This window comes from Pelomicrobium sp. (assembly GCF_036803785.1).
In the GTDB taxonomy this organism is placed as follows: domain Bacteria; phylum Pseudomonadota; class Gammaproteobacteria; order Burkholderiales; family UBA6910; genus Pelomicrobium.
Window position 1 is genome coordinate 1 of the sequence record NZ_DAIRTR010000034.1, and the last position, 24,818, is coordinate 24,818.

23 protein-coding genes and 1 pseudogene are annotated in these 24,818 nt (G+C 65.4%); 18 read left to right on the top strand and 6 right to left on the bottom strand.

The features are described from left to right. From V7Q81_RS05990 to rng, 13 genes and pseudogenes are all read left to right on the top strand, one after another. Positions 1-273 (top strand): annotated as a pseudogene (locus V7Q81_RS05990) (branched-chain amino acid ABC transporter permease); the annotation flags it as partial. A gap of 42 nt (positions 274-315) precedes the next feature. Continuing rightward, positions 316-1,383 (top strand): branched-chain amino acid ABC transporter permease, encoded by a 1,068-nt coding sequence (locus V7Q81_RS05995; protein ID WP_333841021.1) that lies wholly within the window; start codon positions 316-318, stop codon positions 1,381-1,383. A 99-nt stretch (positions 1,384-1,482) separates the two neighbouring features. Beyond that, the gene (locus tag V7Q81_RS06000; RefSeq protein ID WP_333841022.1) at positions 1,483-2,877 is read left to right on the top strand and encodes an ABC transporter substrate-binding protein; all 1,395 of its coding nucleotides are present in this window, start codon (positions 1,483-1,485) and stop codon (positions 2,875-2,877) included. 67 nt (positions 2,878-2,944) lie between these two features. Then, positions 2,945-3,793, top strand: a complete 849-nt coding sequence (locus tag V7Q81_RS06005; protein WP_333841023.1) for an ABC transporter ATP-binding protein — start codon at positions 2,945-2,947, stop codon at positions 3,791-3,793. A gap of 19 nt (positions 3,794-3,812) precedes the next feature. Further along, entirely contained in the window at positions 3,813-5,054 is a 1,242-nt protein-coding gene (locus tag V7Q81_RS06010; RefSeq protein ID WP_333841024.1) for a phenylacetate--CoA ligase family protein, read from the top strand. A 99-nt stretch (positions 5,055-5,153) separates the two neighbouring features. After that, positions 5,154-6,047, top strand: a complete 894-nt coding sequence (gene folD, locus V7Q81_RS06015; protein WP_333841025.1) for a bifunctional methylenetetrahydrofolate dehydrogenase/methenyltetrahydrofolate cyclohydrolase FolD — start codon at positions 5,154-5,156, stop codon at positions 6,045-6,047. A 203-nt stretch (positions 6,048-6,250) separates the two neighbouring features. Then, entirely contained in the window at positions 6,251-8,917 is a 2,667-nt protein-coding gene (aceE, locus tag V7Q81_RS06020; protein ID WP_333841026.1) for a pyruvate dehydrogenase (acetyl-transferring), homodimeric type, read from the top strand. Between the two features lie 43 nt (positions 8,918-8,960). Next, complete coding sequence (aceF, locus tag V7Q81_RS06025) at positions 8,961-10,310, top strand: dihydrolipoyllysine-residue acetyltransferase (protein ID WP_333841027.1); 1,350 nt, start codon at positions 8,961-8,963, stop codon at positions 10,308-10,310. Beyond that, positions 10,307-10,975, top strand: a complete 669-nt coding sequence (gene nadD / locus V7Q81_RS06030) for a nicotinate-nucleotide adenylyltransferase (RefSeq protein WP_333841028.1) — start codon at positions 10,307-10,309, stop codon at positions 10,973-10,975. Before aceF ends, nadD begins: the two co-directional genes overlap by 4 nt. Beyond that, the gene (gene rsfS, locus V7Q81_RS06035) at positions 10,972-11,346 is read left to right on the top strand and encodes a ribosome silencing factor (RefSeq protein ID WP_333841029.1); all 375 of its coding nucleotides are present in this window, start codon (positions 10,972-10,974) and stop codon (positions 11,344-11,346) included. Before nadD ends, rsfS begins: the two co-directional genes overlap by 4 nt. A 25-nt stretch (positions 11,347-11,371) precedes the next feature. Beyond that, on the top strand, positions 11,372-11,839 hold the full coding sequence (gene rlmH / locus V7Q81_RS06040; RefSeq protein WP_333841030.1) for a 23S rRNA (pseudouridine(1915)-N(3))-methyltransferase RlmH: 468 nt from the start codon (positions 11,372-11,374) through the stop codon (positions 11,837-11,839). 12 nt (positions 11,840-11,851) lie between these two features. Then, complete coding sequence (locus V7Q81_RS06045; RefSeq protein ID WP_333841031.1) at positions 11,852-12,484, top strand: Maf family protein; 633 nt, start codon at positions 11,852-11,854, stop codon at positions 12,482-12,484. Positions 12,485-12,518: 34 nt separating this feature from the next. Then, a complete protein-coding gene (rng, locus tag V7Q81_RS06050) occupies positions 12,519-13,973 on the top strand; it encodes a ribonuclease G (protein ID WP_333841043.1) in 1,455 nt (484 codons plus the stop codon). A gap of 18 nt (positions 13,974-13,991) precedes the next feature. Here rng and V7Q81_RS06055 read toward each other — a convergent pair whose 3' ends face one another. From V7Q81_RS06055 to V7Q81_RS06070, 4 genes are all read right to left on the bottom strand, one after another. Next, on the bottom strand, positions 13,992-14,255 hold the full coding sequence (locus tag V7Q81_RS06055; protein ID WP_333841032.1) for a DUF167 domain-containing protein: 264 nt from the start codon (positions 14,253-14,255) through the stop codon (positions 13,992-13,994). A 64-nt stretch (positions 14,256-14,319) separates the two neighbouring features. Further along, a complete protein-coding gene (locus V7Q81_RS06060; RefSeq protein WP_333841033.1) occupies positions 14,320-14,898 on the bottom strand; it encodes a YggT family protein in 579 nt (192 codons plus the stop codon). Position 14,899: 1 nt separating this feature from the next. Next, positions 14,900-15,709, bottom strand: coding sequence for a pyrroline-5-carboxylate reductase (proC, locus tag V7Q81_RS06065; protein WP_333841034.1), 810 nt, complete (start codon positions 15,707-15,709; stop codon positions 14,900-14,902). 123 nt (positions 15,710-15,832) lie between these two features. Next, positions 15,833-16,561, bottom strand: a complete 729-nt coding sequence (locus V7Q81_RS06070; protein WP_333841035.1) for a YggS family pyridoxal phosphate-dependent enzyme — start codon at positions 16,559-16,561, stop codon at positions 15,833-15,835. A gap of 82 nt (positions 16,562-16,643) precedes the next feature. On the opposite strand from V7Q81_RS06070, the gene V7Q81_RS06075 reads away from it, so the two are divergent. Next, positions 16,644-17,690: a type IV pilus twitching motility protein PilT gene (locus tag V7Q81_RS06075; protein WP_333841036.1), complete on the top strand. Its 1,047-nt coding sequence runs from the start codon at positions 16,644-16,646 to the stop codon at positions 17,688-17,690. A 76-nt stretch (positions 17,691-17,766) separates the two neighbouring features. Continuing rightward, positions 17,767-18,903 (top strand): PilT/PilU family type 4a pilus ATPase, encoded by a 1,137-nt coding sequence (locus tag V7Q81_RS06080; protein WP_333841037.1) that lies wholly within the window; start codon positions 17,767-17,769, stop codon positions 18,901-18,903. Between the two features lie 77 nt (positions 18,904-18,980). Here the strand turns inward: V7Q81_RS06080 and V7Q81_RS06085 are convergent, their stop codons facing one another. Beyond that, positions 18,981-20,174, bottom strand: a complete 1,194-nt coding sequence (locus V7Q81_RS06085) for a THUMP domain-containing class I SAM-dependent RNA methyltransferase (protein ID WP_333841038.1) — start codon at positions 20,172-20,174, stop codon at positions 18,981-18,983. A gap of 170 nt (positions 20,175-20,344) precedes the next feature. Between V7Q81_RS06085 and V7Q81_RS06090 the strand changes: the two genes are divergently transcribed. The 3 genes from V7Q81_RS06090 (at position 20,345) to hslU (ending at position 24,018) form a co-directional block, all read left to right on the top strand. Further along, positions 20,345-22,006, top strand: coding sequence for an AMP-dependent synthetase/ligase (locus V7Q81_RS06090; protein WP_333841039.1), 1,662 nt, complete (start codon positions 20,345-20,347; stop codon positions 22,004-22,006). A 70-nt stretch (positions 22,007-22,076) separates the two neighbouring features. Continuing rightward, the gene (gene hslV / locus V7Q81_RS06095; protein ID WP_333841040.1) at positions 22,077-22,613 is read left to right on the top strand and encodes an ATP-dependent protease subunit HslV; all 537 of its coding nucleotides are present in this window, start codon (positions 22,077-22,079) and stop codon (positions 22,611-22,613) included. Between the two features lie 79 nt (positions 22,614-22,692). Then, positions 22,693-24,018, top strand: a complete 1,326-nt coding sequence (hslU, locus tag V7Q81_RS06100) for an ATP-dependent protease ATPase subunit HslU (RefSeq protein ID WP_333841041.1) — start codon at positions 22,693-22,695, stop codon at positions 24,016-24,018. A gap of 23 nt (positions 24,019-24,041) precedes the next feature. Here the strand turns inward: hslU and V7Q81_RS06105 are convergent. Beyond that, the coding region (locus tag V7Q81_RS06105) for a septal ring lytic transglycosylase RlpA family protein (protein WP_333841042.1) at positions 24,042-24,818 on the bottom strand (777 nt) is incomplete at its 5' end.

Here is a 24,818-nt window from a genome sequence, read left to right on the forward strand (position 1 = left end):
CTGCTGTGGGGCGCCCGCACTGGAGTCCAGTTCGCCCTCACCTTCACCGCCCTCAAGGCGCTGCCAGTGCTCATCCTAGGGGGCTTCGAGTCCATCGCCGGCGCGATCGTCGGCGGCCTGATCGTAGGAGCCACCGAAAAGCTGGCCGAGATCTACGTCGGGCCTTACGTGGGCGGGGGCATCGAGAACTGGTTCCCCTACGTGCTGGCCATGGTGTTTCTGCTGGTGCGGCCGGAGGGCCTCTTCGGCGAAAAGCGCATCGAGCGGGTGTGAGCCGGAGGGCGGGGACAAAACGCGCAGAGACGGGACCGCAGCATGATCTATCGGGAAGCCGGCCAGTTTAAGACCAGCTATGTCGCCGATCAGCAGATCTTCCCGATCCGCCAGGATCGCCTTGGCATGGCGCTCATCCTGGCTTTTGCTTACGTCGTGGTGCCCTTGATCGGCAACGATTACTGGTTCACCGCCATCCTTATCCCCTTCCTGATCCTGTCCTTGGCGGCCTTGGGCCTCAACATCCTGACCGGCTACGCGGGACAGCTTTCCCTGGGCACGGCGGGCTTCATGGCGGTGGGAGCCTTCGCCGCTTACAACTTCATGCTGCGCGTGCCCGACATGCCTTTCCTGCTCGCCTTCGTGCTGGCGGGGCTGACCGCCGCCCTGGTGGGCATCCTCTTCGGACTGCCCAGCCTGCGCATCAAGGGCTTCTACCTGGCGGTGGCCACCCTCGCCGCCCAGTTCTTCATCGAGTGGGCCCTGATCAAGTTCGGCTGGTTCACCAACTACAGCCCTTCGGGAGTGATCGACGCCCAGACCATGGTCCTGCTGGGCATCGCCCTGGATACCCCTCTGGAGAAATATCTGCTCACCCTCTCCATCGTGACGGTGCTTGCGCTGGCGGCCAAGAACCTGATGCGCTGCGGGACGGGCCGCGCCTTCATGGCCATTCGGGACATGGACGTGGCGGCGGAGGTGATCGGCATTCCCATGCTCAAGACCAAACTGCTCGCCTTCGCCATCAGCTCCTTCTACTGCGGGATCGCGGGGGCTTTGTACGCCTACGCTTACCTGGGGACGGTGGAACCCCAGGCGTTCGATCTGACACGCTCTTTCCAGGTGCTGTTCATGATCATCATCGGCGGCATGGGGAGCATCCTGGGCTCCTTTCTTGGGGCGGCCTTCATCACCCTGCTGCCCATCCTGCTCAACGTGCTCGCCCACGCCTGGTTTGGCGGTGCGGTGCGCATGGCGGTGCTATCCAATCTGGAGCTGGTGATTTTCGGCGGGCTCATCATCTTCTTTTTGGCGGTGGAACCCCACGGGCTCGCCCGGCTGTGGCAGATCGCCAAGGAGAAGTTGCGGCTTTGGCCGTTCCCCCACTGACGAGGAGGCGTACCATGGGATCGAGGCGCAAGCGTTGACAAGACCCGGCCCAAGGAGGCCATGCATTCCATCGATAAAGCATTGGAAGGAGGAAAGAGGATGAAACGCGAGTCATTGAAGTCGTACCGCATCGGTTTGGCCCTGGTGGCCGCCAGCGCGCTGGCGGGGGCTTCCAACGCGGTCAAAGCCGCTGAGCAGTTCATTCCCATGCTGTCCTACCGGGTCGGGCCCTATGCTCCGGGCGGCTCCGGGTTCTTTGGCGGCTATATCGACTACCTGGACATGATCAACAAGCGCGACGGCGGGGTAAACGGGGTCAAGCTCACTTGGGAGGAGTGCGAGACCGAGTACAAGAACGACCGGGGCGTGGAATGCTACGAGCGGCTCAAGGGCAAGGGCCCGACCGGTGGGACTGTGTTCACGCCCCTTTCCACCGGCATCACCTATTCCCTGATCGAGCGGGCCACAACCGACAAGATCCCGATCATTTCCATGGGATACGGGCGCACTGATGCCTCCGACGGCCGCATCTTCCCCTATATCTTCCCCCTAGTGACCAACTACTGGAGCCAGAACACCGCCAAGATCCGCTTCATCGGCATGCGCGAAGGCGGCATGGACAAGCTCAAGGGCAAGAAGATCGCCAATCTCTACCATGGCTCCGCCTACGGCAAGGAGACCATCCCGGTCCTCGACGTCCAGGCGAAGAAGTACGGCTTCGAGGTGAAGCACATCGAGGTGCCCCACCCGGGCAACGAACAACAGTCCCAGTGGCTGGAAATCCGCCGCTACAAGCCCGACTGGGTGATCCTGCGGGGCTGGGGAGTCATGAACCCGACGGCCTTGAAGACGGCCCAGAAGGTGGGCTTTCCGGCCGACCGGATCGTGGGCGTGTGGTGGAGCGGTGCAGAGGAGGACGTGATTCCCGCGGGCGACGCCGCCAAGGGCTTCATCGCGGCTGCTTTCCATCCCTCGGGGCGCGACTTCCCGGTGATTCAGGACATCCTGAAATACGTCTACGGAGGGGGCAACCGGGGCAACATGACCGACCAGAGCCGCATCGGCCAGCAGTACTTCAACCGCGGCGTGATCCAGGGCATCCTCACCGTGGAGGCGATTCGCACCGCCCAGGAGAAATTCGGCAAGGGCAAATCCCTCACGCCGGAACAGGTCCGCTGGGGCATCGAGAACCTGAACATCGACGAGAAGCGTATCCGCCAGCTCGGAGCCTTCGGCCTACTGCAGCCCTTGAAGGTCACCTGCCAGGACCACGAGGGTGGCGGTGCGGTCAAGTTCCAGCAGTGGGACGGGGAGCGCTGGAAGGTGATCACCGACTGGATTCCCTCCGACCAATCCATCGTGCGCCCCATGATCGAGGAGTCGGCGGCCAAGTACGCCAAGGAGAAGGGGATCAAACCCCGGGAGGGTGTGTCCCTCGGCTCCGACTGCGGCAATTATCCCGAGCCGCTGAAGAAGATCATTTCGGGCGGCTGAGCGTAGCGGCCACGGCGCGGGACCGGGCCAATGCGGTACCTGCGCCGTCCGCCCCGACGGAGGAGCCATGGAGCGTCTACACGAGCTAAGCGCTGCGAGCAGGTTGGAGGCGAGCCCTTATCTGCTCACGGTCAACAACATTGAGGTCATCTACGACCACGTCATCCTGGTGCTGAAAGGCGTGTCCCTGGAGGTGGCGGAGGGGAAGATCGTGGCGCTCCTAGGCGCCAACGGGGCGGGCAAGACTACCACGCTCAAGGCCATCTCCAACCTGCTGCGGGCGGAGCGGGGCGAAGTGACCAAGGGCACCATTGTCTACAAGGGCCGACAGGTGGAGAGCCTTTCCGCTCCCGAGCTGGTGAGAATGGGGGTGATCCAGGTGATGGAGGGCCGACGCATCTTCGGCCATCTCACGGTGGAGGAGAACCTGCTCACGGGCGCCTATACTCGGCGGGCGACCCGTGGCGAGATCAGACAGGACCTGGAACGGGTCTATCAGTATTTTCCGCGCCTCAAGGAACGGCGCAACGCCATGGCGGGCTTCACTTCCGGGGGCGAGCAACAGATGACCGCCGTGGGCCGGGCCTTGATGGCTCGCCCCAGCATGATCCTGCTGGATGAGCCGTCCATGGGGCTTGCGCCCCAGATCGTGGAAGAGATCTACGAGATCGTGCAAAGCTTGAACCGCAACGAGGGCGTGAGCTTCCTCCTGGCGGAACAGAACGCGAGCCTCGCCCTGCGCTACGCCCACCGCGGCTACATCCTGGAAAACGGCCGGGTGGTGATGGAGGGCGAGGCCGGGGCGCTCGCGAACAACGAGGACGTCAAGGAGTTCTACCTGGGCATTTCCAAAGGGGGGCGGCTGAGCTTCCGGGACGTCAAGCACTACCGGCGCCGCAAGCGCTGGCTCACCTGAGCCTCAAGCGGCGAAGCCCATGGACTACTACGACGCCCTGGAAACCCGCGATCCGGAGGTTCGGGAGCGGGCCCTGCTGGAGGCACTCGCGGTCCAGATCGAGCGAGCGAAGCGGATCGCGCCGGGCTTTGCACGGCTTCTTGCTGGTGTCAACGGCGCCGACGTTCAAAGCCGCGCGGATCTCGCCCGGCTGCCCCTCATCCGCAAGTCGGATCTTCCCGAACTGCAGCGGGCCGAACCCCCGTTCGGAGGGCTCGTCTCCACGGCACTGGGGGCGGTCACGCGCGTTTTCTCCTCCCCCGGGCCTATCTTCGATCCCGAAGGCGCCGGCCCCGACTGGTGGCGTTTCGCTCGAGCCCTCTACGCGGCAGGTTTTCGCCGCGGCGACTGGGTGCACAACGCCTTTTCCTACCATTTCACCCCGGCCGGCTTCATGGTCGATAGTGGCGCCCGGGCGCTGGGCTGCACCGTGTTCCCGGCCGGCGTGGGCCAGACCGAGCTCCAGGTCCAGACCATTGCACGGCTCAGGCCCCAGGGCTACGCGGGGACCCCCTCCTTTCTCAAGATCCTGTGCCAGCGGGCCGACGCGCTGGGGATGGACATCTCCTGCCTTGCCAAGGCCCTGGTCTCAGCGGAAGCGCTCCCGAGGAGCCTGCGGGAGGACATGGGCCGCCGAGGCATCCGGGTGCTCCAATGCTACGCCTCCGCCGACCTGGGGCTCATCGCCTACGAGTCGCCGGCCTTGGAGGGCCTCATCGTGGACGAAGGGGTGATCGTGGAGATCGTGCAGCCGGGGACGGGCGATCCGGTCCCGGACGGGGAAGTGGGCGAGGTGGTGGTGACCACCCTCAACCCGGACTATCCCCTGATCCGCTTCGCCACCGGGGATCTGTCCGCCGTGCTGCCCGGGCGTAGCCCCTGCGGACGCACGAACCAGCGCATCCGGGGCTGGATGGGGCGGGCCGACCAGGCCGTCAAGGTCCGGGGAATGTTTGTGCATCCCGCCCAGGTAGCGGAGATCCTGCGGCGCTATCCCCAGGTGCGCCGCGCGCGCCTGGTGGTGGACCGGGACGAAGCCGGCAACGATCGCATGATTCTTCAATGCGAGCTGGCAGCAGGGGCACAGGCGGCCGGGCTGCTCGATGCCTTGACCGGCACCCTGCGGGATGTGACCGGCTTGCGGGGCGAAGCAGCCCTGTGCCGCCCGGAGGAGTTGCCCAATGACGGCAAGGTGATCGACGACCGGCGCAATCTCTCCTGACGGCCCGCCCCGCAGCGGCCGGGATCCACTCCGTTCGGGTGCCCAGGGCGGGGCTGCTGCGTTGCATTATAATGGGCAGCCACAGCCTTCTCATTTTCCATGACGGCGAAGATCATCGATGGCAGGGCGGTGGCCGCCCAGGTGCGAGCCCGGGTCAAGGAGCGGGTGGCTCGGCTGCGCCGGGCCGGGGTCGTTCCGGGGCTGGCGGTCATTCTGGTGGGAGACGATGCAGCTTCCCGGGTGTACGTGGGCACCAAGGTGCGAGCCTGCCGGGAGGTGGGAATTTTCTCCCGCCGCATCGAGCTGCCGGCCTGCATCCCCGAGGCGGAATTGATCCGCACCCTCGAAGGCTTGAACCAGGATCCGGCCGTGCACGGCATTCTCGTGCAACTGCCCTTGCCTCCCACCCTGGACGCCCACCGGGTGTTCGAAGCGGTGGCGGCAGAGAAGGACGTGGACGGCTTGCACTTGCGTAACGTGGGGTTGCTGTCCATCGGTCGCTGGGGGCTCGCGCCCTGCACCCCAGCGGGCATCTTGCGGCTGCTCGCCCACGAGGGAATTTCCTGCCGAGGCCAGCATGCCGTGGTGGTGGGGGCGAGCAACCTGGTGGGCAAGCCCCTGGCCTTGATGCTCTTGCAGGAAGGGGCCACCGTCACCGTGTGCAATTCCAAGACCCGAGACCTCCCCCGGCACACCCGGCTCGCCGATCTCCTTATCGTTGCCGTAGGCAAACCGGGCCTCGTCACCGGGAATATGGTGAAGCCCGGCGCGGTGGTGATCGACGTGGGGATCAACCGCCTCCCGGACGGAAGGCTCACGGGCGACGTGGACTTCGCCACCGTCGCCCAGCACGCTTCCCGCATCACGCCGGTGCCGGGTGGTGTCGGGCCCATGACCGTCGCCATGCTCCTTGAGAACACGGTGATCGCAGCCGAGCATCAGGCGCGCACGAGCCGTTCCATGCTCCTCGCCGATCCCATCGACGCTGCCTGAGTCGCACCGGCGCGCGTGGAAAAATGCGCCCGTGCCCGGTATCATGATTTTCGACCATCCAAGCGCAGCGCCACGAGCCGCTCGCTTGAGCGAAGGCAATTCCTGAAAAAGGCGCTCAGCGCAGGGCGCTTTTCAGGGATTTCCGAGGCGCGGGCCACCGCCCGTGCCGCCCCCCATAAAGTCCAACAGACGAGGTGGAGAAAATGGCTGCCCTTCCTGACCACGATCCCCAGGAAACCAAAGAGTGGCTGGAGGCCTTCGAGGCGGTGCTGGAGTTTGAAGGCGCCGAACGGGCCAACTATCTGCTCGATGCCTTGATCGACCGGGCGCGCCGCAGCGGCATGTACGTGCCTCGCGACCTCACCACGCCCTACGTCAACACCATTCCCCCCGAAAAGCAGGTGCCCTCACCCGGCGACCACGAACTGGAGCACCGCATCCGCTCCTATGTGCGCTGGAATGCGGTGGCCATGGTCCTGCGAGCCAATCGCCGCACCAACGTGGGGGGCCACATCGCCAGCTTCGCCTCCGCCGCTACCCTCTACGACGTGGGCTACAACCACTTCTGGCACGCCGAGAGCGAAAACCACGGGGGCGATCTGGTGTTCGTGCAGGGACACTCGGCCCCGGGCATCTACGCCCGCGCCTTCCTTCTGGGACGGCTCACCGAAGAACAACTCGACAACTTCCGTCAGGAGGTGGACGGCCGGGGGCTTTCCTCCTATCCCCATCCCTGGCTCATGCCCACGTTCTGGAAGTTTCCCACGGTCTCCATGGGACTCGGGCCCATCCAGGCCATCTACCAAGCCCGCTTCATGAAGTACTTGCACGACCGGGGCATCGTGAACACCGAGGGGCGCAAGGTATGGTGCTTCTGCGGCGACGGGGAGATGGACGAGCCCGAGTCCCTGGGCTGCATCTCCGTGGCCGGCCGCGAGAAGCTGGACAACCTGATTTTTGTCGTCAATTGCAATTTGCAGCGCCTGGACGGTCCGGTACGCGGCAATAGCAAGATCATCCAGGAGCTGGAAGGGGATTTCCGCGGCGCCGGCTGGAACGTAATCAAGCTGATCTGGGGCTCCTACTGGGATCCCCTGCTCGCCCAGGACAAAAATGGGCTGCTGCTCAAGCGCATGGAGGAATGCGTCGATGGGGAGTACCAGACCTTCAAGGCGCGGGACGGGGCCTACGTGCGCAAGTACTTCTTCGGCAAGTACCCGGAGCTCGCGCAAATGGTCGCCCACATGACCGACGACGACATTTGGCGCCTGAACCGAGGAGGCCACGATCCCCACAAGATCTATGCCGCCTACCACGCAGCGGTGAACCACAAAGGCCAGCCCACGGTGATCCTGGCGAAGACGGTCAAGGGTTACGGCATGGGAGAGGCGGGCGAAGGCCAGAACATCACCCATCAGCAGAAAAAGATGGGCACCACCTCGCTCAAGGCCTTCCGCGACCGTTTCAAGCTGCCCATCCCCGACGAGAAGCTGGAAGAGATCCCCTACCTCAAGTTCGAGGAAGGCTCGCCCGAGCTCAATTACATGCGCGAGCGGCGCATGGCCTTGGGAGGCTATCTTCCTTCTCGGCGGCAGAAGGCCGACAAGTCTCTCGACGTGCCGGATTTGTCCGCCTTCGAATCCCTGCTCAAGGGCTCGGACGGCCGGGAGATGTCCACCACCATGGCCTTCGTGCGCATCCTGAACCTGCTGGTAAGGGACAAGAACATCGGCAAGTACGTGGTGCCCATCGTGCCCGACGAGTCACGCACCTTCGGCATGGAGGGCATGTTCCGCCAGCTCGGCATCTGGTCCACGGTGGGGCAGCTCTATGTGCCCGAGGACGCTGACCAGCTCATGTTCTACAAGGAGGACAAGCACGGTCAGATCCTGCAGGAGGGCATCAACGAGGCAGGCGCCACCTGCTCCTGGATGGCGGCGGCCAGCTCCTACAGCGTCCACAACCAGATCATGATCCCATTCTACATTTTCTACTCCATGTTCGGGTTCCAGCGAGTGGGCGATCTGCTGTGGGCGGCGGGGGACATGCGCTGTCGCGGGTTTCTCATGGGCGGCACCTCCGGCCGTACCACCCTAAACGGTGAGGGGCTGCAGCACCAGGACGGCCACAGCCACATTCTTGCCTCCACCGTGCCCAACTGCATCGCCTACGATCCTGCCTTCGCCTACGAGCTTGCCGTCATCATCCAGGACGGCCTGCGGCGCATGATGCACGACCAGGAGGACGTGTACTACTACATCACCGTGATGAACGAGAACTACGCCCATCCACCCATGCCTGAAGGCGTGCGGGAGGGCATTCTCAAAGGGATGTATCTCTTCTCCGAGGCAGCTGCGGGCAACAGCCCGAAGGCGCCACGAGTTCAGCTCCTGGGCGGCGGCACCATTCTGCGGGAGGTGATCGCCGCCTCGGAGCTGCTGGCGAACGATTTCGGCGTGCTCTCCGACGTGTGGAGCGTCACCAGCTTCACCGAGCTGCGGCGGGAAGGCATGAGCGTCGAGCGTTGGAACCTGCTCCACCCGGAAGCGCCGCCGCGCAGGAGTTACGTGGAGCAGTGCCTGATGCAGCGGCCCGGGCCGGTGGTTGCGGCCACCGACTACATGCGGCTTCTCGCCGACCAGATCCGGCCCTATCTGCCCAAGCGCTTCATCGCCCTCGGTACGGACGGCTTCGGGCGCTCGGATACGCGCGAGAAACTGCGCCGCTTCTTCGAGGTGGACCGCTACCAGGTGGCGGTGGCAGCCCTCAAAGCCCTGGCCGACGAGGGGACGGTGCCGGCCTCCAGGGTGACGGAAGCCATCAAGAAATACGGCCTCGACCCCGAGCGGATCGATCCGTGGAAGGTATGAGTCCCGTGCAACGACAGCATCCCGCAGCCGGAGCACGCAACCCATGACGACAGTGCAAGAAGTAAGGGTACCGGACATCGGCGATTTCAAGGACGTGCCCATCATCGAGGTGCTGGTCAAACCCGGCGACCCGGTGAAGGTGGAAGATCCCCTCATCACCTTGGAGTCGGACAAGGCCACCATGGACGTGCCTTCGCCGGCGGCTGGAACGGTGAAGGAGGTCAAGGTGAAAGTGGGGGACAAGGTCTCCGAGGGAACCTTGGTGTTGACCCTGGAGGTCGCTTCCGCCCAAGAGGCCGCCCAGCCGTCCCAGGCCGCACCGCAAGCCTCCGCCGCGAACGAAGCACGGTCCGCAGCCGCGGCCCCCTCGGTCCCGCCGGCGCGAGAAGCGTTTGCACCGCGGGAAAGTGTCCCCGCACCGGCCGTTGCTCCCCGGCAACCGCCCGTTGCGGCTTCCGAGGCGCCGCCCCGCCTGGACGAAGCGGGATTTCACAAAGCCCATGCGAGCCCAGCGGTGCGCCGTTTCGCCCGGGAGCTGGGGGTGGATCTTTCCCAAGTGAAAGGTTCGGGTCCCAAGGGTCGCATCCTTAAGGAGGACGTGCAGGCCTTTGTCAAGCAGGCGCTCGCCCAACCGGCTGTGGGCGCCGGTTTCAGGTTCGGCCTGCCCGACTGGCCGCAAGTGGATTTTTCCAAATTCGGCCCGGTGGAAATTCGCCCCTTGAGCCGGATCAAGAAGATCTCGGGGGCGAACCTGCACCGCAACTGGGTGGCCATTCCCCATGTCACCCAACACGAGGAGGCGGACATCACCGAGCTGGAGGCGTTTCGCAAGCAGATGGCGGAGGAGGCCCAAAAGGAGGGGGTGCGCCTGACCCTCCTCGCCTTCCTGCTCAAGGCCTCGGTGGCGGCCCTCAAGAAATATCCGGAGTTCAACAGCTCCCTCACGGCGGAAGGCGACGCCCTGGTGATCAAGGGCTACTACCACATCGGCGTGGCAGTGGATACGCCCGAAGGTCTGGTGGTGCCGGTGATCCGGGACGTGGATCGCAAAGGGGTACTGGCCCTCGCCCGGGAGCTCGCGGAGCTGAGCGCCCGGGCCCGGGAAAAGAAGCTGGCACCCACCGACATGCAAGGGGGCTGCTTTTCCATCTCTAGCCTGGGGGGCATCGGCGGTACGGGCTTTACCCCCATCATCAACGCGCCCGAGGTGGCCATCCTGGGGGTATCCCGTGCTGCCTGGAAACCGGTGTACCAGGACGGGCAGTTCGTGCCCCGGCTGCTCCTGCCTTTGTCCCTGTCCTATGATCACCGGGTGATCGACGGGGCGGCGGCCGCTCGGTTCATCACCACCCTGGCCGAGGTGCTGTCCGACATCCGCCGGCTGGTGCTTTGAAAGCCTTTCGGCGCATCGGGGTCCTCGGGGGCACCTTCGACCCCATCCACTACGGCCACCTGCGCGTTGCCGAGGAGGTGGCGGAGGCCCTGGACCTGGCGGAAGTGCGCTTCGTACCGGCGGCCCGGCCGCCCCTCAGGGCGGCTCCGGTGGCGGCGCCAGAGCACCGGGCGGAGATGGTGCGCCTCGCCATCGCGGGCAATCCCCGTTTCATCCTGGAGCGCTGCGAGCTCCAGCGCCCGGGCGTGAGCTACACCGTGGATACTCTGGAGACCTTGCGGCAGCGGCTGGGCCCCGATGTGGCTCTTTGCCTGATCTTGGGAAGCGACGCGGCGGCGCGCCTAACCGCCTGGTCCCGCTGGGAGCGACTGGGAGAGCTGGCCCACCTGGTGCTGGTTCACCGGCCCGGGGGCGGTCCCGTTCCGGATCCGGCCTGGCCGCCGGCGCTTCTGGGGCAGTGGGAAGCCCGTCGCTGTGACAGTCCGGCGGCGCTTGCCTGCGCTCCCGCGGGGCGCATGCTCCCGGTGGCCACGACTCCCCTCGCCATCTCCGCCTCCTTCCTGCGGGCCCTGCTGGGCGCCGGGCGCAGCCCCCGTTATTTGCTTCCCGATTCGGTTCTCGATTATATTGAGATCAACCGGTTGTACCTCCCAGGAGGCGGATGAAACCCGAGAGACTGGTCAAAATCGCCGTTACGGCGCTCGAAGACATCAAGGCCCGCGATATCGTCGTGTTGAACACGACCAAGCTCACCACCTTGTTCGACCGCATGATCATCGCCAGCGCCGACTCCTCGCGGCAGACGCGGGCCCTTGCGATCCACGTGGTGGAAAAAGTGAAGCAAGCCGGCGCCCCGGTGCAGGGCGTTGAAGGGGAGGCTGCTGCCGAGTGGATCCTGATCGACCTGGGTTCGGTCATCGTCCATGTGATGCAGCCTGCGGCCCGCCGCTACTACAACCTAGAGGAGCTTTGGGGTGGCAGCCGCCTCCGCCGCGAACCCGAGCGGATCCAGCCGGAACTGGTGAGCCTCACCTGAGCCCCGGCTTCCACCGGGCGTTGCCATGAAGCTCCTGGTGGTGGCGGTGGGCGGAAGGATGCCTTCCTGGGTGAACGCCGGCTTCGAGGACTATGCCCGGCGCATGCCCCGGGAGGCGCGCGTGGAGCTGGTCGAGATCCGGGCGCAACGGCGGACGGGGAGGAGCGTGGAGCAAGCCTTGAGGCACGAGCGGGACCGCATTCGCGCGGCTCTACCCGGTGGGTGCATGCGGGTAGTGCTGGACGAAGGGGGCCAGACGCTGGACACCCGGGGTTTCGCCCGCTTCCTGTCCCGCTGTCTGGGAAGCGGGCGCGACGTTGCCTTTGTGATCGGCGGTGCCGACGGACTGCACCCTGACCTCAAGCGGGAAGCGGACCTGCTCCTTGCCCTCTCTGCCATGACCCTGCCCCACGGCCTTGCACGGGTGGTGCTGGCGGAGCAGTTGTACCGATCGCTCGCCCTGCTCCAGGGGCATCCCTATCACCGGGAGTGAAAAGAACAAACCATGGTGCTCAACCGCAGGCGCGTCTACCTCGCCTCCCGCAGCCCGCGGCGGCGGGAACTACTGAAACAGGTCGGTATCGAGTTCGAGCTTCTGCTCTTGCGGGAGGGTCCCACACGCCAGCCGGACGTGGACGAAACGCCTCGCGCCGGCGAAGCGCCCGAAGCCTTCGCGGAGCGCATCGCCCGGGCCAAGGCCGAGGCTGGCATGCGCTACCTCATGCAACGGCGGCTGCCCCGGATGTATCCGGTCTATCCCCTGGTAGCTGCCGACACGGTGGTGGCGCACGACGGCCTCATCATCGGCAAGCCCCAGTCCGGCGCCCATGCGGCAGAAATCCTGCGCCGCCTCTCCGGGTGCACCCACCAGGTCTATACCGGGGTGGCAGTCGCCTTCGAGGACCGATTGGAGTCGACCCTTTCGGCGAGCGAGGTCACCTTCCGCCCCCTCTCGGAGGAGGAGATTGCCGCCTATGTTGCCACGGGGGAGCCCATGGACAAGGCCGGGGCCTACGGCATCCAGGGGCTTGGCGCCGTTTTCGTGACCGAGCTGCGCGGCAGCTATTCCGGGGTAGTCGGCCTGCCCTTGTACGAGACCAGTGTGCTCCTCAAGCGACTCGGCTATGGAATTTTCTGAGCGTCCCGTCGCCGAGATGCAAAAATCCGCCGCCATGAGCGACGAGATCCTGATCAACGTCACGCCCCAGGAGACCCGGGTCGCCGTCATCCAGCAGGGCGTGGTCCAGGAGCTGCATATCGAGCGCGCGAGCAGCCGGGGGCTGGTCGGCAACGTGTACGTGGGGCGGGTATCGCGGGTGCTCCCCGGCATGCAATCGGCATTCATCGACATCGGGCTTGATCGGGCAGCGTTCCTCCACGTGGCCGACATCTGGGCGCCGCGTCAGAACGGACAGGCAGCGCTTCCCATCGAGCGGCTGCTGTCCGAGGGCCAGAGCCTGCTCGTGCAGGTGATCAAGGACCCGATTGGCGGCAAGGGGGCGCGCCTTTCCACCCAGATCAGCATTGCCGGCCGATTTCTGGTCTATCTGCCCCACGAAAGTCACATCGGTATCTCCCAGCGCATCGAGGACGAAACCGAGCGGCAGATGCTGAAAGAGAGGCTGCTGCAGCTCATTCCACCAGGCGAAGGCGGCGGCTACATCATTCGCACCGTGGCGGAGGGCGCCACCGACGCCGAGCTGGTGGCCGACATCGCCTACCTGCGCAAGCAGTGGGCCGACATCCAGGAGAAGTTCCGCACCAGCGGCCCTCCAGCCTTGCTCTACCAGGACCTTACCCTGGCGCTGCGGGTGTTGCGGGATTTCGTGGGCGAGGAGACGGGGCGCATCCTGGTGGATTCCCGGGAGACCTACCAAAAAATGCTCGCCTTCGCGGCGGATTTCGTGGCCAACGTAGTGGAGAAGATCGAGCATTACGCCGGGGAGCGGCCCCTGTTCGATCTCTACGGGGTGGAGGACGAGATCGAAAAGGCCTTGGCCCGCCGCGTGGACCTCAAATCCGGCGGCTATCTCATCATTGATCAGACCGAGGCCCTTACCACCATCGACGTCAACACCGGCGGCTATGTCTCGGGCCGCAGCTTCGACGAGACCATTTTCAAGACCAACCTGGAGGCGGCCCAGGTCATCGCCCGGCAATTGCGACTGCGCAACCTGGGGGGCATCATCATCATCGACTTCATCGACATGGACAGCGAAGAGCACCGGGCTGCAGTGCTCTCCGAGTTCAAGAAGGCCCTCGCTCGGGATCGCACCAAAATGACGGTCAACGGTTTCACGGCCTTGGGGCTGGTGGAAATGACCCGCAAGCGCACCCGGGAGAGCCTCGCCCACATCCTGTGCGAACCCTGTCCCACCTGCCAGGGCAGGGGCGAGATCAAGACCGCCCAGACGGTGTGCTACGAGATCCTGCGGGAGCTTTTACGGGAAGCGCGCCAGTTCAATGCGCGGGAGTTTCGCATTCTCGCCTCCCAGACCGTCATCGACATGTTCCTGGATGAGGAGTCCCAGAGCCTGGCCCAGCTCGGCGACTTCATCGGCAAGCCGGTGAGCCTGCAGGTGGAGACTCTCTACACCCAGGAACAGTACGACGTCGTCCTCATGTAGCTCCGCGGCCGTCCCCGGCTACGGTTTTTCCTTTTCTGCGGCGGCGCGCAGCAGGGCTTCGATTCCCGACGCCGGCGCCGTCACGGCCACCCGCTTGCGGCGCGCGCTGGCGCCAGAGACGATTCTCACCTGCCGCGCCGGCACCCCCAGGGCCTGGGCCAAGAAGCGCTCAAGTTCCGCGTTGGCCTTGCCTTCTGCGGGCGGGGCGGCGAGGCGAATCTTGAGAAGGCCTGCGTGGAAGCCCGCCACCTCCGTGCGCCGCGCGCCGGGCTGCACGTACACGCTGAGCTCCACCGAGCCGAGGGGGGCAGGGGCGGGTTTCGCCGCTGAGGGAGAGCGTGGCGCTTCACAAGATCCGGGCAAGACTCATCTCCAGCCAGGCCACCGGCAGCATGAGCACCAACTGGCAAGCGATCAAGACGAAGAGGGGCGACAGATCCACGTTGGCGATGGGCGGGATCCACCGCCGAAAAGGCCTGAGAAATGGCCGCGTGAGGCTGTCGAGGATCGGAGCGGCCGGGCTGTAGGGATTCACCCAGGAGAGCACTGCCTGCGCGATCACGGCCACCATCAGGATGTAGATGCTGAGCTTCAGAAGCTTCACTGCGGCGAACACGCCGAGAGCGATGAGACCCGCGCCGACCGCCGAGCCCCCCGGGGTATGACCCGCAATGAAGAGCACCAGCAGTCGCAGCAGGATTTCGGTTAGCCAGGCGAGCACCAGCGTCGCCAGGTCGGCGCCCCACAGACCCGGGATCACGCGCCGGGCACGCAGTACGGCGAAGTTAGTGACCGCCGCCAGGAACTGGGACAGCTGGTTGTAGGGCGGCGCGCGAAACAGCTGCAAATAGAAGCGCAGGAGCAGCGCCAGGATGAACAGTCCAAAAAAAGTCTCCAAAAGAAAGACGAGGGCTTGGCTTGCCATGTCAGTCGAGTTTTCCGAATTCGTCGCCCAGTTCCATTGCTCGCGCATGGGCAGCGCGCACCGCATCCTCGATGTGGCTGCGTACCCGAGCGGCCTCCAGCACGGCGAGCGCCCGCTCCGTCGTGCCGCCCTTAGAGGTCACCTGGGCGCGCAACGAGGCGACCGGCGCCTCGCTCTGGCGGGCCAGGGTAGCGGCACCGTAAAACGTCTCCAGGGCGAGCAAGCGTGCCTGCTGGGGCTCGAGCCCCAAGCCCGCCGCCGCCTCCTCTAGCGCCTGTATGAAATAGAACACGTACGCCGGCCCGCTGCCCGAAACTGCCGTGACCGCGTCGAGCAACGCCTCCTGCTCGAACCAAAGCGTGCGGCCCACGGCGCTCAGGATGGCTTCGGCCCGCTTTCGTTCTTTAGGATCCACCTCGGGAAGGGCGTAGAGACCGGTGACGCCGCAGTGAACCAGGGCGGGGGTGTTGGGCATGCAGCGCACGAGGCGCCGGTAACCCCCCAGCCAGCGGGCCAGATCGCCCAACCGGATGCCGGCGGCGATGGTGATCACGAGCTGCCGCTCGAGGCGCCCGGCGAGGCTCCGGGCTGCCTCGCGCATGTGCTGGGGCTTGACCGCTAGGAGTACCGTGTCGTCGGTGCCCACTTCCGGCGCTGCGTTCGTCGCCACGCCGAAACGCTCCGCCAGGCGCTTCCGTTGGGCCGCGTCGATCTCGACCACGCAGATTTCACCTGCGCTCCAGCCCTTGTGGAGCAGGCCTCCGATCAGGGCGGTTGCCATGTTGCCGCCGCCAATGAAGGTAAGGGGCATCGTCTCCTCCTGCCACGGAATGCCGAAGAATTTTCCTTAACGTACAAAGCGACGAGAGGGCAGAGAAGAAGGAAGGTTTTTCAATGTCGCAATGAACATGCTCGCGCCTCCGTGCTCTTTGCGTTAGAGGATTTCCTTTTCTTCTTGCCCTTCCTGGCGGCTCGTCTTCTTCGGGCGCGGCCCGAAGATCGCCGTGCCCACCCGCACTAGGGTGGCACCTTCGGCGATGGCCGCTTCCAGATCGTCGGACATACCCATGGACAGGGTGTCGGCGTCGATTCCCTGGGCCTGCAGTGCCAGACGGAGATCTCGCAAAAGGCGGAACTGGCGCCGCTGTTCCCCTGGGTCCCGGGTGGGGCGGGGGATTGCCATGAGGCCGCGCAGTTTGAGGCGCGGAAGGTCGGCGATCGCTTGCGCCAAGGGGAGAACCTCTTGCGGCGCCACGCCGCTTTTTGAAGCCTCGCCGCTCACGTTGACCTGGATGCACACGTTGAGGGGCGGCATCTCCTGGGGGCGAGCGTCGGCGAGCCGCCGGGCGATGCGTTCCCGGTCCACGCTGTGGACCCAGGCGAAGCGGTGGGCGATGGCCCCGGTTTTGTTGCGCTGGATAGGGCCGACAAAGTGCCATTCCAGCGGCAGGTCTGCCAGGGCCTCCATCTTTCCGAGGGCTTCCTGCACGTAACTCTCGCCGAAGGCCTGCTGACCGGCCCCATAGGCTTCCCGAATCGCCTCGGGCGGCCAGGTCTTGCTCACCGCCACGAGCTGCACTTCCTGCACCGTTCTTCCGGCCGCCTCGGCCGCTCGTCGGATGCGCTCCCGCACGACTTGCAGGCGTTTTGCGATTGGGGACATAATCGGCCGGGCTTTTGGCTGGAAATCGCTTTAACCGCGGGATCTTATCTCTGAATCCGGGACGCCGCAGCAGGAAATTATAATGGACATCGCCGAGCTCCTCGCGTTTGCCGTTAAGAACAAGGCCTCCGACCTGCACTTGTCGGCGGGCCTGCCCCCCATGATCCGCGTGCACGGGGACGTGCGCCGCATCAACCTCCCTCCCATGGAGCACAAAGACGTGCACGCGATGATCTACGACATCATGAACGATTCCCAGCGCAAGCACTACGAGGAGCACCTGGAATGCGATTTCTCCTTCGCCATTCCCGGCCTTGCACGCTTCCGAGTGAACGCCTTCGTGCAAAGCCGCGGCGCCGGCGGTGTGTTCCGCACCATTCCGTCTAAGGTGCTCTCGCTGGAGGAGCTCAACGCCCCGAAGATCTTCCAGGATATCGCCAGCCAGCCCCGTGGCATTGTGCTGGTGACCGGCCCCACCGGCTCAGGCAAGTCCACCACCCTGGCCGCCATGATCAATTACATCAACGAGAACGAGCACGGTCATATCCTCACCATCGAGGACCCCATCGAGTTCGTGCACGAGAGCAAGCGCTGCCTGATCAACCAGCGGGAAGTGGGGCCCCATACCCACTCCTTCGCCAACGCCCTGCGCAGCGCCCTGCGGGAAGACCCGGACGTGATCCTGGTGGGCGAGATGCGGGACCTGGAGACCATTCGCCTCGCCCTCACGGCGGCGGAGACCGGGCATCTGGTGTTCGGCACCTTGCACACCAGCTCCGCTGCCAAGACCGTGGACCGGATCGTGGACGTTTTCCCGGCGGCGGAGAAGGAGATGGTGCGGGCCATGCTTTCGGAGAGCCTGCGGGCGGTCATCTCCCAGACCCTGCTCAAGACCAAGGACGGTTCGGGGCGCGTGGCGGCCCATGAGATCATGATCGGCACGCCCGCCATCCGCAACCTGATCCGGGAGAACAAAATCGCCCAAATGTACTCCGCTATCCAGACGGGGCAGGCGGTGGGCATGCAGACGCTGGACCAGTGCCTGCAGGACCTGGTGCGGCGTAACGTGGTGGCTGCTTCCGAAGCCCGCTCTCGGGCCGTCAACAAGGATCTATTTCCCGGTGTCTGAGCATTTGGGCGGCTGGGGCCCGGGGCTGCCAAGGCAGCTCTCGAACCATGGACGGGAGGCTTGTTAGGAGGCCGACATGGAACGCGACCAGGCAACCAAGCTCGTGTACGATCTTTTGCGCCTGATGGTGAGCAAGAACGGCTCCGACTTGTTCCTGACCGCCGGGTTTCCTCCCGCCATCAAGGTGGACGGCAGAATCGTCCCGGTGTCCAGCCAGCCCCTGACGCCCCAGCACACCTTGGAGCTCGCCCGCGCCATCATGAACGACCGGCAGGCGGCCGAGTTCGAGTCCACCAAGGAATGCAACTTCGCCATCAGCCCTTCCGGCATCGGCCGCTTCCGGGTCAACGCCTTCGTACAGCAGGCCCGGGTGGGGCTGGTGCTACGCACCATCAACACCGAGATTCCGACGCTGGAAAGTCTGGGTTTGCCGGAAGTGCTCAAAGAGGTGGTGATGAGCCAGCGAGGCTTGGTAATCGTCGTGGGCGCGACCGGCTCGGGCAAGTCCACCACCCTGGCGGCCATGATCGGCTACCGTAACGAAAACAGCCAGGGTCACATCATCACCATTGAGGATCCGATCGAGTACGTGCACGAACACAAGAAGTGCATCGTCACCCAGCGGGAGGTGGGCGTGGACACCGATTCCTGGGACGTGGCCCTCAAGAACACCCTGCGGCAGGCGCCGGACGTGATCCTGATGGGGGAGATCCGCGACCGAGAGACCATGGACTACGCCATCGCCTTTGCCGAGACCGGCCACCTGTGCATGGCTACCCTCCACGCGAACAGCTCCAACCAGGCGCTGGACCGCATCATCAACTTCTTCCCCGAGGACCGGCGGCCCCAGCTCCTCATGGATCTTTCCCTAAACCTGCGGGCGATGATTTCCCAGCGCTTGATCCCGCGCGCCGAAGGCAAGGGACGGGTGGCGGCCATCGAGATCATGCTCAACACGCCCCTCATTTCCGACCTGATCTTCAAGGGCCAGGTGCACGAGATCAAGGACGTCATGAAGCGTTCCCGGGAGCTCGGCATGCAGACCTTCGACCAGGCCCTGTTCGATCTGTACGAGGCCGGCCTGATCACCTACGAGGACGCGTTGCGTAATGCAGACTCCATGAACGAGCTGCGGCTCGAAATCAAACTGCGGGGCCAAGAGGCGAAGGAGAAGAACTTGATGGAGGGCCTGGACCATCTGCGGCTCACTTAAAGGCGGCCGCGAGACCTTCTCCGATGACCCGGCTCAGGAACTTCCGGTTACCGGAAGCGAAGCGTGTGCCGCTGCGCTCACTCTCCGCCGTGTTCCTCCGTGGTTTCCACCCGCTTCCTGGCCATCTTGCCTTCCACCATGCGGAACTCGAACAGGCGGCACTCCAGCGCGCCGTTGAAGAGGGGCACGCGCCGGGTAGGCTTGAGGCGGATCAGCCGGGGCAGCCGCAAGTCCGCAGTCAGTAGATAGACGCTCCATCCGGCAAAGCGCGCCTTCAGCGCATCGCCCAGGCGCGGGTAGAAAGCACCGAGGGCGTCGCGTTGCCCCAGCCGCACAGCGTAGGGGGGGTTGGCCACCAGGATGCCCGTCGGCGTGGGGGGGAGGAGCTCCAGCACGTCGGCGCGGCGCAGCTGCACCACGTCGGAGAGCCCGGCCGCCTGGAGGTTGGCGGCGGCCATGCGCACCGCCCGGGCATCCGCGTCGCAGCCCCAGATGAGGCCAGGGGAGGTACGCCGGATCCGGGATTCGGCCTCCCGGCGCACTTCCCGCCACAGGCGCGGGGAGTGGAAAGCGAGCTTCTCGAAAGCGAAGGGACGCCTGAGGCCGGCCGGCACCTGGAGAGCCGTTTGCGCCGCCTCCAGCAGGAAGGTGCCGCTGCCGCACATGGGATCGAGCAGAGGCACGCCGGGCTTCCAGGCGGCGAGGCGCAGGATGCCCGCGGCCAGGTTTTCCCGGATGGGGGCTTCTCCGCTGGCGGTGCGTAGGCCCCGCTTGAACAGAGGCTCGCCGCTGGTATCCAGATAAAGAGTCAGGCGCCGCGCCTCGAGGAAGGCATAGATGCGCACATCGGGCGAGCGGGTGTCCACGTCGGGGCGCCTCCCCCGCTCGACCCGGAACCGATCGCAGACCGCGTCCTTGATGCGCAGGGTTACATAGTCCAGGCTTTTCAGCGGACAGCCCTTCCCTGCCACGTTCACGCGGAGGGTATTCGACGGCCCGAACCAGGCCGGCCACGGCAGGCGCGAGACGGCGTCGTAGACATCCTGCTCGTCCCGGTAAGTGCCCTGCCCCACCTGCCACAGGACGCGGCTGGCGATACGGCTCGCCAGATTGACGCGGTAGCACAGGGCCAGATCGCCGCCGTAGCTGACTCCGCCCTCCACCGGCGCGGGATCTCGCACCCCCAGTTCCGTCAGCTCCTCGGCGAGGGCGAGCTCGAGACCCCGGGGGCAAGGGGAGAACAACCGGGCCTGGTGAAGGTCAAATTTCATTCAAGTCTCCGAGTTGAAAAAAGCGAGCGCGCCGGTACACTACGCCTTGCGCTGAAAGCGTTTTCAAGCCCTCGGCATCCCGAGTCCAGCAGAACGAGAAGGAAGGACCGCTACCGCGCCCGATCCAAAACAAACCAACCGCCCGTTTGCGACGCATCTTTCGCCCTCCCATGAACCTCGCCGAGTATCTTGACCAGTACCGCACTCGCAGCGATCGGGTGCTCTACACCCAATGGACCGGCGAGCGCTGGAAAGATTACACCGCGGCGGAGATGCTGGAACTCGCGGCCCGCTGGCAGCAGGCCTTCCGGGACCAGGGCTTCGCTCCGGGCGATCGAGTGGCCCTGTGTCTGAAGAACGGGATTCACTGGGTGGCGGCCGACCTGGCGGCCTTGGGAATGGGGCTGGTGGTGGTCCCCCTCTACGTCAACGACAATGCCGAGAACATCGCCTGGTGCACGAACCACGCGGAAGCGCGGCTGCTCGTTTTGGAAAACGACCGCCTGGTGGAGTCCCTGCGGGCCGCGTGCCAGAAGCTCCCCCTACTGGTGTGCCTGGAAGGGGGCGCGGAGAAAGGGGCGCATAACCTGGAGCGTTGGCTGCCGCAGGCGCAGCAGCCATTTCAGGTCGTGGATCTCGAGCCAGAGACTCTCGCCACCATCTGCTACACCTCCGGCACCACGGGCCGCCCCAAGGGGGCGATGCTCTCCCACCGCAACATCATGTCCAATGTGGAAGCTTGCCTCAAGGTGGTCACCCTCTACGATGACGACGTGATGTTGTCCATCATCCCTCTATCCCACATGTTCGAGCGCACTGCAGGCTACTACCTGCCCCTTAAGCGGGGCATCCGCGTGGCCTATTCCCGCAGCATCCAGCAACTGGCAGAGGATCTCGCCGCCATCCGGCCCACCATCCTGCTGGCAGTGCCGCGGGTCTACGAGCGCTTTCTCGCCCGCATCGGCCAGAGCCTGGCGAACGCCCGGCTCAAGCGGGCGCTCTTCGACCGCACGGTGGAGCTCGGCTGGAAGCTTTTCCAGAAACAAGGCAGCGCCCTGGAGCGGTTGCAGTACGCGGTGCTCAAGCGGCTGGTCGCCCAGAAGATCATGGCGCGCCTGGGCGGGCGCGTGCGCCTGTCCGTGGTGGGCGGCGCGGCGGTGGAGCTGCGCATCGCCAAGACGTTCGTCGGGCTCGGCCTGCTCCTGCTCCAAGGCTATGGCCTGACCGAGGCCTCCCCTGTGGTGACCGCCAACCGCGAGGACGACAACGACCCCACTTCCGCGGGAAAACCCCTGGACGGAGTGGAGATCCGGGTGAACGAAAAACAGGAGCTGCTGGTGCGGGGCCCCAACGTGATGCTCGGCTACTGGCGCGATCCGGAGGCGACCGCGGCCGTCATCGACCGGGACGGCTGGCTCAACACGGGGGATCAGGTGGAGCTACGCGACGGGCGGGTCTACATCATCGGCCGCACCAAGGAAATCGTAGTGCTGTCCAATGGCGAGAAGTTCCCGCCCGAGCACGTGGAGGCGGCGATTCTCAATGACCCGATTTTCGAGCAAGTGGCGCTGGTGGGTGAGGGACGGCCGTACATCGTCATGGTGGCGGTGACCCAGGAGAGCGACGAGAAAAAGCTCGTCAAGCGAGCCAACGAGCAGCTCAAGGATTTCCCCCGCTACATTCGGGTGCGCCGAGTGATCGTCGAGCGGGAACCGTGGACTATCGAGAACGGCGTGCTCACTCCCACCATGAAGCTCAAGCGCCGGGAGATCCTGAAGCGCTATCAGGCCCAGATCGAGAGAATCTATGCTTCCGACCGCCTGGGCGAATAGGCCACCTTCCGGCACCGGCGCCCGGAGCGGGCTATAATTTGTTCTCTTTGCCTTTCCGGTGCTTCGACCCATGGATCGGTTTCATGGCACCACCATCGTTTCTGTGCGCCGGGGCGCCCAGGTGGCGCTGGGCGGCGACGGCCAGGTCACGCTGGGCAACGTGGTGGTGAAGGCGGGCGCGCGCAAAGTGCGGCGGCTCTACAACGAGCGCATACTGGCAGGCTTCGCCGGTGGGACGGCGGATGCCTTCACTTTGTTCGAGCGCTTCGAGGCCAAGCTGGAGAAGCACCAAGGCAACCTCACCCGCTCGGCGGTGGAGCTGGCGAAGGACTGGCGCACCGATCGCATCCTGCGGCGGCTGGAGGCCATGCTGGCGGTGGCGGACCGGGAGACCTCCCTCATCATCACCGGCAACGGGGACGTGCTGGAGCCGGAGATGGGCATCATCGCCATCGGCAGCGGCGGTCCTTACGCCCAGGCGGCGGCCCGGGCGCTGCTGGAGTGCACCCCACTGGGCGCCGAGGAAATCGTGCGCAAAGCGCTCACCATCGCCGCCGACATCTGTATCTACACCAACCAGCAGCATGTGATCGAGGTGCTGGAGTAGACGCCGGCGCCCCGGCTGCGATCCGTACGTCGCGGCCGAACGGTTTTCCGAGCGCCGGCAAGCTCAAGGGATCGCGCCCATGTCCATGACCCCCCAGGAAATCGTCCACGAGCTGAACAAGCACATCATCGGCCAGGAGGCCGCCAAGCGAGCGGTGGCCATCGCGTTGCGCAACCGCTGGCGGCGGCAGCGGGTGCCGGAGCCCCTGCGCCAGGAGATCACGCCCAAGAACATCCTCATGATCGGCCCCACCGGGGTCGGCAAGACGGAGATCGCCCGCCGCCTGGCGCGGCTCGCCGACGCCCCCTTCATCAAGGTGGAGGTCACCAAGTTCACCGAGGTGGGGTACGTGGGACGGGACGTGGACACCATCGTGCGCGACTTGGCGGAGGTGGCAGTCAAGCAGACCCGGGAGCAGGAGGCGCGCAAGGTGCGGCACCGGGCGGAGGAGCTGGCCGAGGAGCGCATCCTGAACGCCTTGCTCCCCGCGGCACGGGGCTTCGGCACCGAAGCGGCACCGGAGGCCGATAGTGCCACCCGGCAGAAGTTCCGCAAGAAGCTGCGGGAGGGCGAGCTGGACGAGCGGGAGATCGAGATCGAGGTGGCGGCGGTGCAGCCCCACATGGAAATCTTTGCCCCGCCCGGCATGGAGGAGCTGACCTCTCAAATCCAGGGTCTGTTCCAGAGCCTGGGCGCCGCTCGCCGGCGGCTACGCAAGTTGAAGATCAAGGAGGCGATGCGGCTCCTCACCGACGAAGAGGCAGCCAAACTCCTGAACGAGGACGAGATCAAGGCCAAGGCGGTGGCCAACGTGGAGCAGAACGGCATCGTCTTTCTGGACGAGATCGACAAGATCGCAAGCCGCGCCGAGACGGTGGGCGCTGATGTCTCCCGCCAGGGGGTGCAGCGGGATCTGCTGCCCCTGGTGGAGGGGACCACCGTGTCCACCAAGTACGGCATGATCCGCACCGACCATATCTTGTTCATCGCGAGCGGTGCTTTCCACCTGTCCAAGCCCTCGGACCTGATCCCCGAGCTCCAGGGGCGCTTCCCCATCCGGGTGGAGCTTGACTCTCTGTCGGTGGATGACTTCGAGCAGATCCTCACGAACACCGACGCTTGCCTCACACGCCAGTATCAGGCCCTGCTCGCCACCGAGGGGGTGAGCCTGGACTTCCGCCCGGACGGCATCCGGCGGCTGGCAGAGATTGCCTACCAAGTGAACGAGCGCACCGAGAACATTGGCGCCCGGCGGCTGTACACGGTGATGGAGAAGCTTCTGGAGGAGGTGTCCTTCGAGGCGGGGCGCCGCTCCGGCCAGAGCGTGGTGATCGACGCGCCCTACGTGGATGCTCGGCTCAAGGATCTCGCCCAGAGCGACGACCTATCACGCTACATTCTCTAGTGGGCTGCGGGCCGGCGTAAGCCCTACCGGGAGACGATCAGGGGCCTCAGGTTGAGGACGGTGGCAATGCGCCCGGCCGCCTCCCGGGCCGACGCGGCGTCGGGGTAGGGCCCAGCCTGCACCCGGAACAGCCGTTCGTGGAAGGCAAGCTCCAGGGAGCCCGCGAGCCAGGCGAGCTCGCTGCGCAGCCGCGCAAGGAAGGCTTCCGCGTTTTCCCGCAGCCCGAAGGCGCCCAATTGTAGATAGTAGCCCGGGGTGACAGGCTGCTCAGTCTGGGAAATGCTGCTCCCGGTGGAAGCAAGGGCAGAGCCCGCGACCTCCCTCCCAGGCCTGGCCTCTCCCGTCGAGGCGCTTTCCTGGGGGGGCAGGGCGGTGGGCTGTGCCCCCGGCAGCAGCGCCTCTACTTCCACCCAGGCGCTGCCCGTCTCCACCATGCCCAACTTGTAGGCCGCGGTGTAGGACAGGTCGATGATGCGCTCCGACAGGAAGGGCCCTCGGTCGTTGATGCGCACCACCACGGACTTGCCGTTGCCGAGATGGGTCACCCGAGCATAGCTCGGAATCGGCAGAATGGGGTGGGCTGCCGTCATGGCGTACATGTCGTAGGGCTCCCCCGAGGCGGTCGGACGGCCGTGGTAGCGGCGCCCGTACCAGGAAGCCATGCCCCGCTGCTTGAAGGGCCTCAGCTCCGCCATGGGGAGGTAGGTGCGTCCCATGGCCTCGTAGGGGCGGGTGTTGGCGGCGCGGATGGGTTCTGGACGGGGCACGGCGTCGGGAATCGCTTCCAGGTTGGGCGGGGG

Coding starts and splice junctions, on each gene's coding strand:
- V7Q81_RS06075 (WP_333841036.1), top strand. CDS start 16,644: ATGGACATCGCCGAGCTCCTCGCGTTTGCCGTTAAGAACAAGGCCTCC.
- aceF (WP_333841027.1), top strand. CDS start 8,961: ATGACGACAGTGCAAGAAGTAAGGGTACCGGACATCGGCGATTTCAAG.
- V7Q81_RS06060 (WP_333841033.1), bottom strand. CDS start 14,898: ATGGCAAGCCAAGCCCTCGTCTTTCTTTTGGAGACTTTTTTTGGACTG.
- V7Q81_RS06080 (WP_333841037.1), top strand. CDS start 17,767: ATGGAACGCGACCAGGCAACCAAGCTCGTGTACGATCTTTTGCGCCTG.
- rlmH (WP_333841030.1), top strand. CDS start 11,372: ATGAAGCTCCTGGTGGTGGCGGTGGGCGGAAGGATGCCTTCCTGGGTG.
- rsfS (WP_333841029.1), top strand. CDS start 10,972: ATGAAACCCGAGAGACTGGTCAAAATCGCCGTTACGGCGCTCGAAGAC.
- hslU (WP_333841041.1), top strand. CDS start 22,693: ATGTCCATGACCCCCCAGGAAATCGTCCACGAGCTGAACAAGCACATC.
- hslV (WP_333841040.1), top strand. CDS start 22,077: ATGGATCGGTTTCATGGCACCACCATCGTTTCTGTGCGCCGGGGCGCC.
- V7Q81_RS06000 (WP_333841022.1), top strand. CDS start 1,483: ATGAAACGCGAGTCATTGAAGTCGTACCGCATCGGTTTGGCCCTGGTG.
- aceE (WP_333841026.1), top strand. CDS start 6,251: ATGGCTGCCCTTCCTGACCACGATCCCCAGGAAACCAAAGAGTGGCTG.
- V7Q81_RS06045 (WP_333841031.1), top strand. CDS start 11,852: ATGGTGCTCAACCGCAGGCGCGTCTACCTCGCCTCCCGCAGCCCGCGG.
- V7Q81_RS06010 (WP_333841024.1), top strand. CDS start 3,813: ATGGACTACTACGACGCCCTGGAAACCCGCGATCCGGAGGTTCGGGAG.
- V7Q81_RS06070 (WP_333841035.1), bottom strand. CDS start 16,561: ATGTCCCCAATCGCAAAACGCCTGCAAGTCGTGCGGGAGCGCATCCGA.
- folD (WP_333841025.1), top strand. CDS start 5,154: ATGACGGCGAAGATCATCGATGGCAGGGCGGTGGCCGCCCAGGTGCGA.
- V7Q81_RS06085 (WP_333841038.1), bottom strand. CDS start 20,174: ATGAAATTTGACCTTCACCAGGCCCGGTTGTTCTCCCCTTGCCCCCGG.
- rng (WP_333841043.1), top strand. CDS start 12,519: ATGAGCGACGAGATCCTGATCAACGTCACGCCCCAGGAGACCCGGGTC.
- V7Q81_RS06090 (WP_333841039.1), top strand. CDS start 20,345: ATGAACCTCGCCGAGTATCTTGACCAGTACCGCACTCGCAGCGATCGG.
- proC (WP_333841034.1), bottom strand. CDS start 15,709: ATGCCCCTTACCTTCATTGGCGGCGGCAACATGGCAACCGCCCTGATC.
- V7Q81_RS05995 (WP_333841021.1), top strand. CDS start 316: ATGATCTATCGGGAAGCCGGCCAGTTTAAGACCAGCTATGTCGCCGAT.
- V7Q81_RS06005 (WP_333841023.1), top strand. CDS start 2,945: ATGGAGCGTCTACACGAGCTAAGCGCTGCGAGCAGGTTGGAGGCGAGC.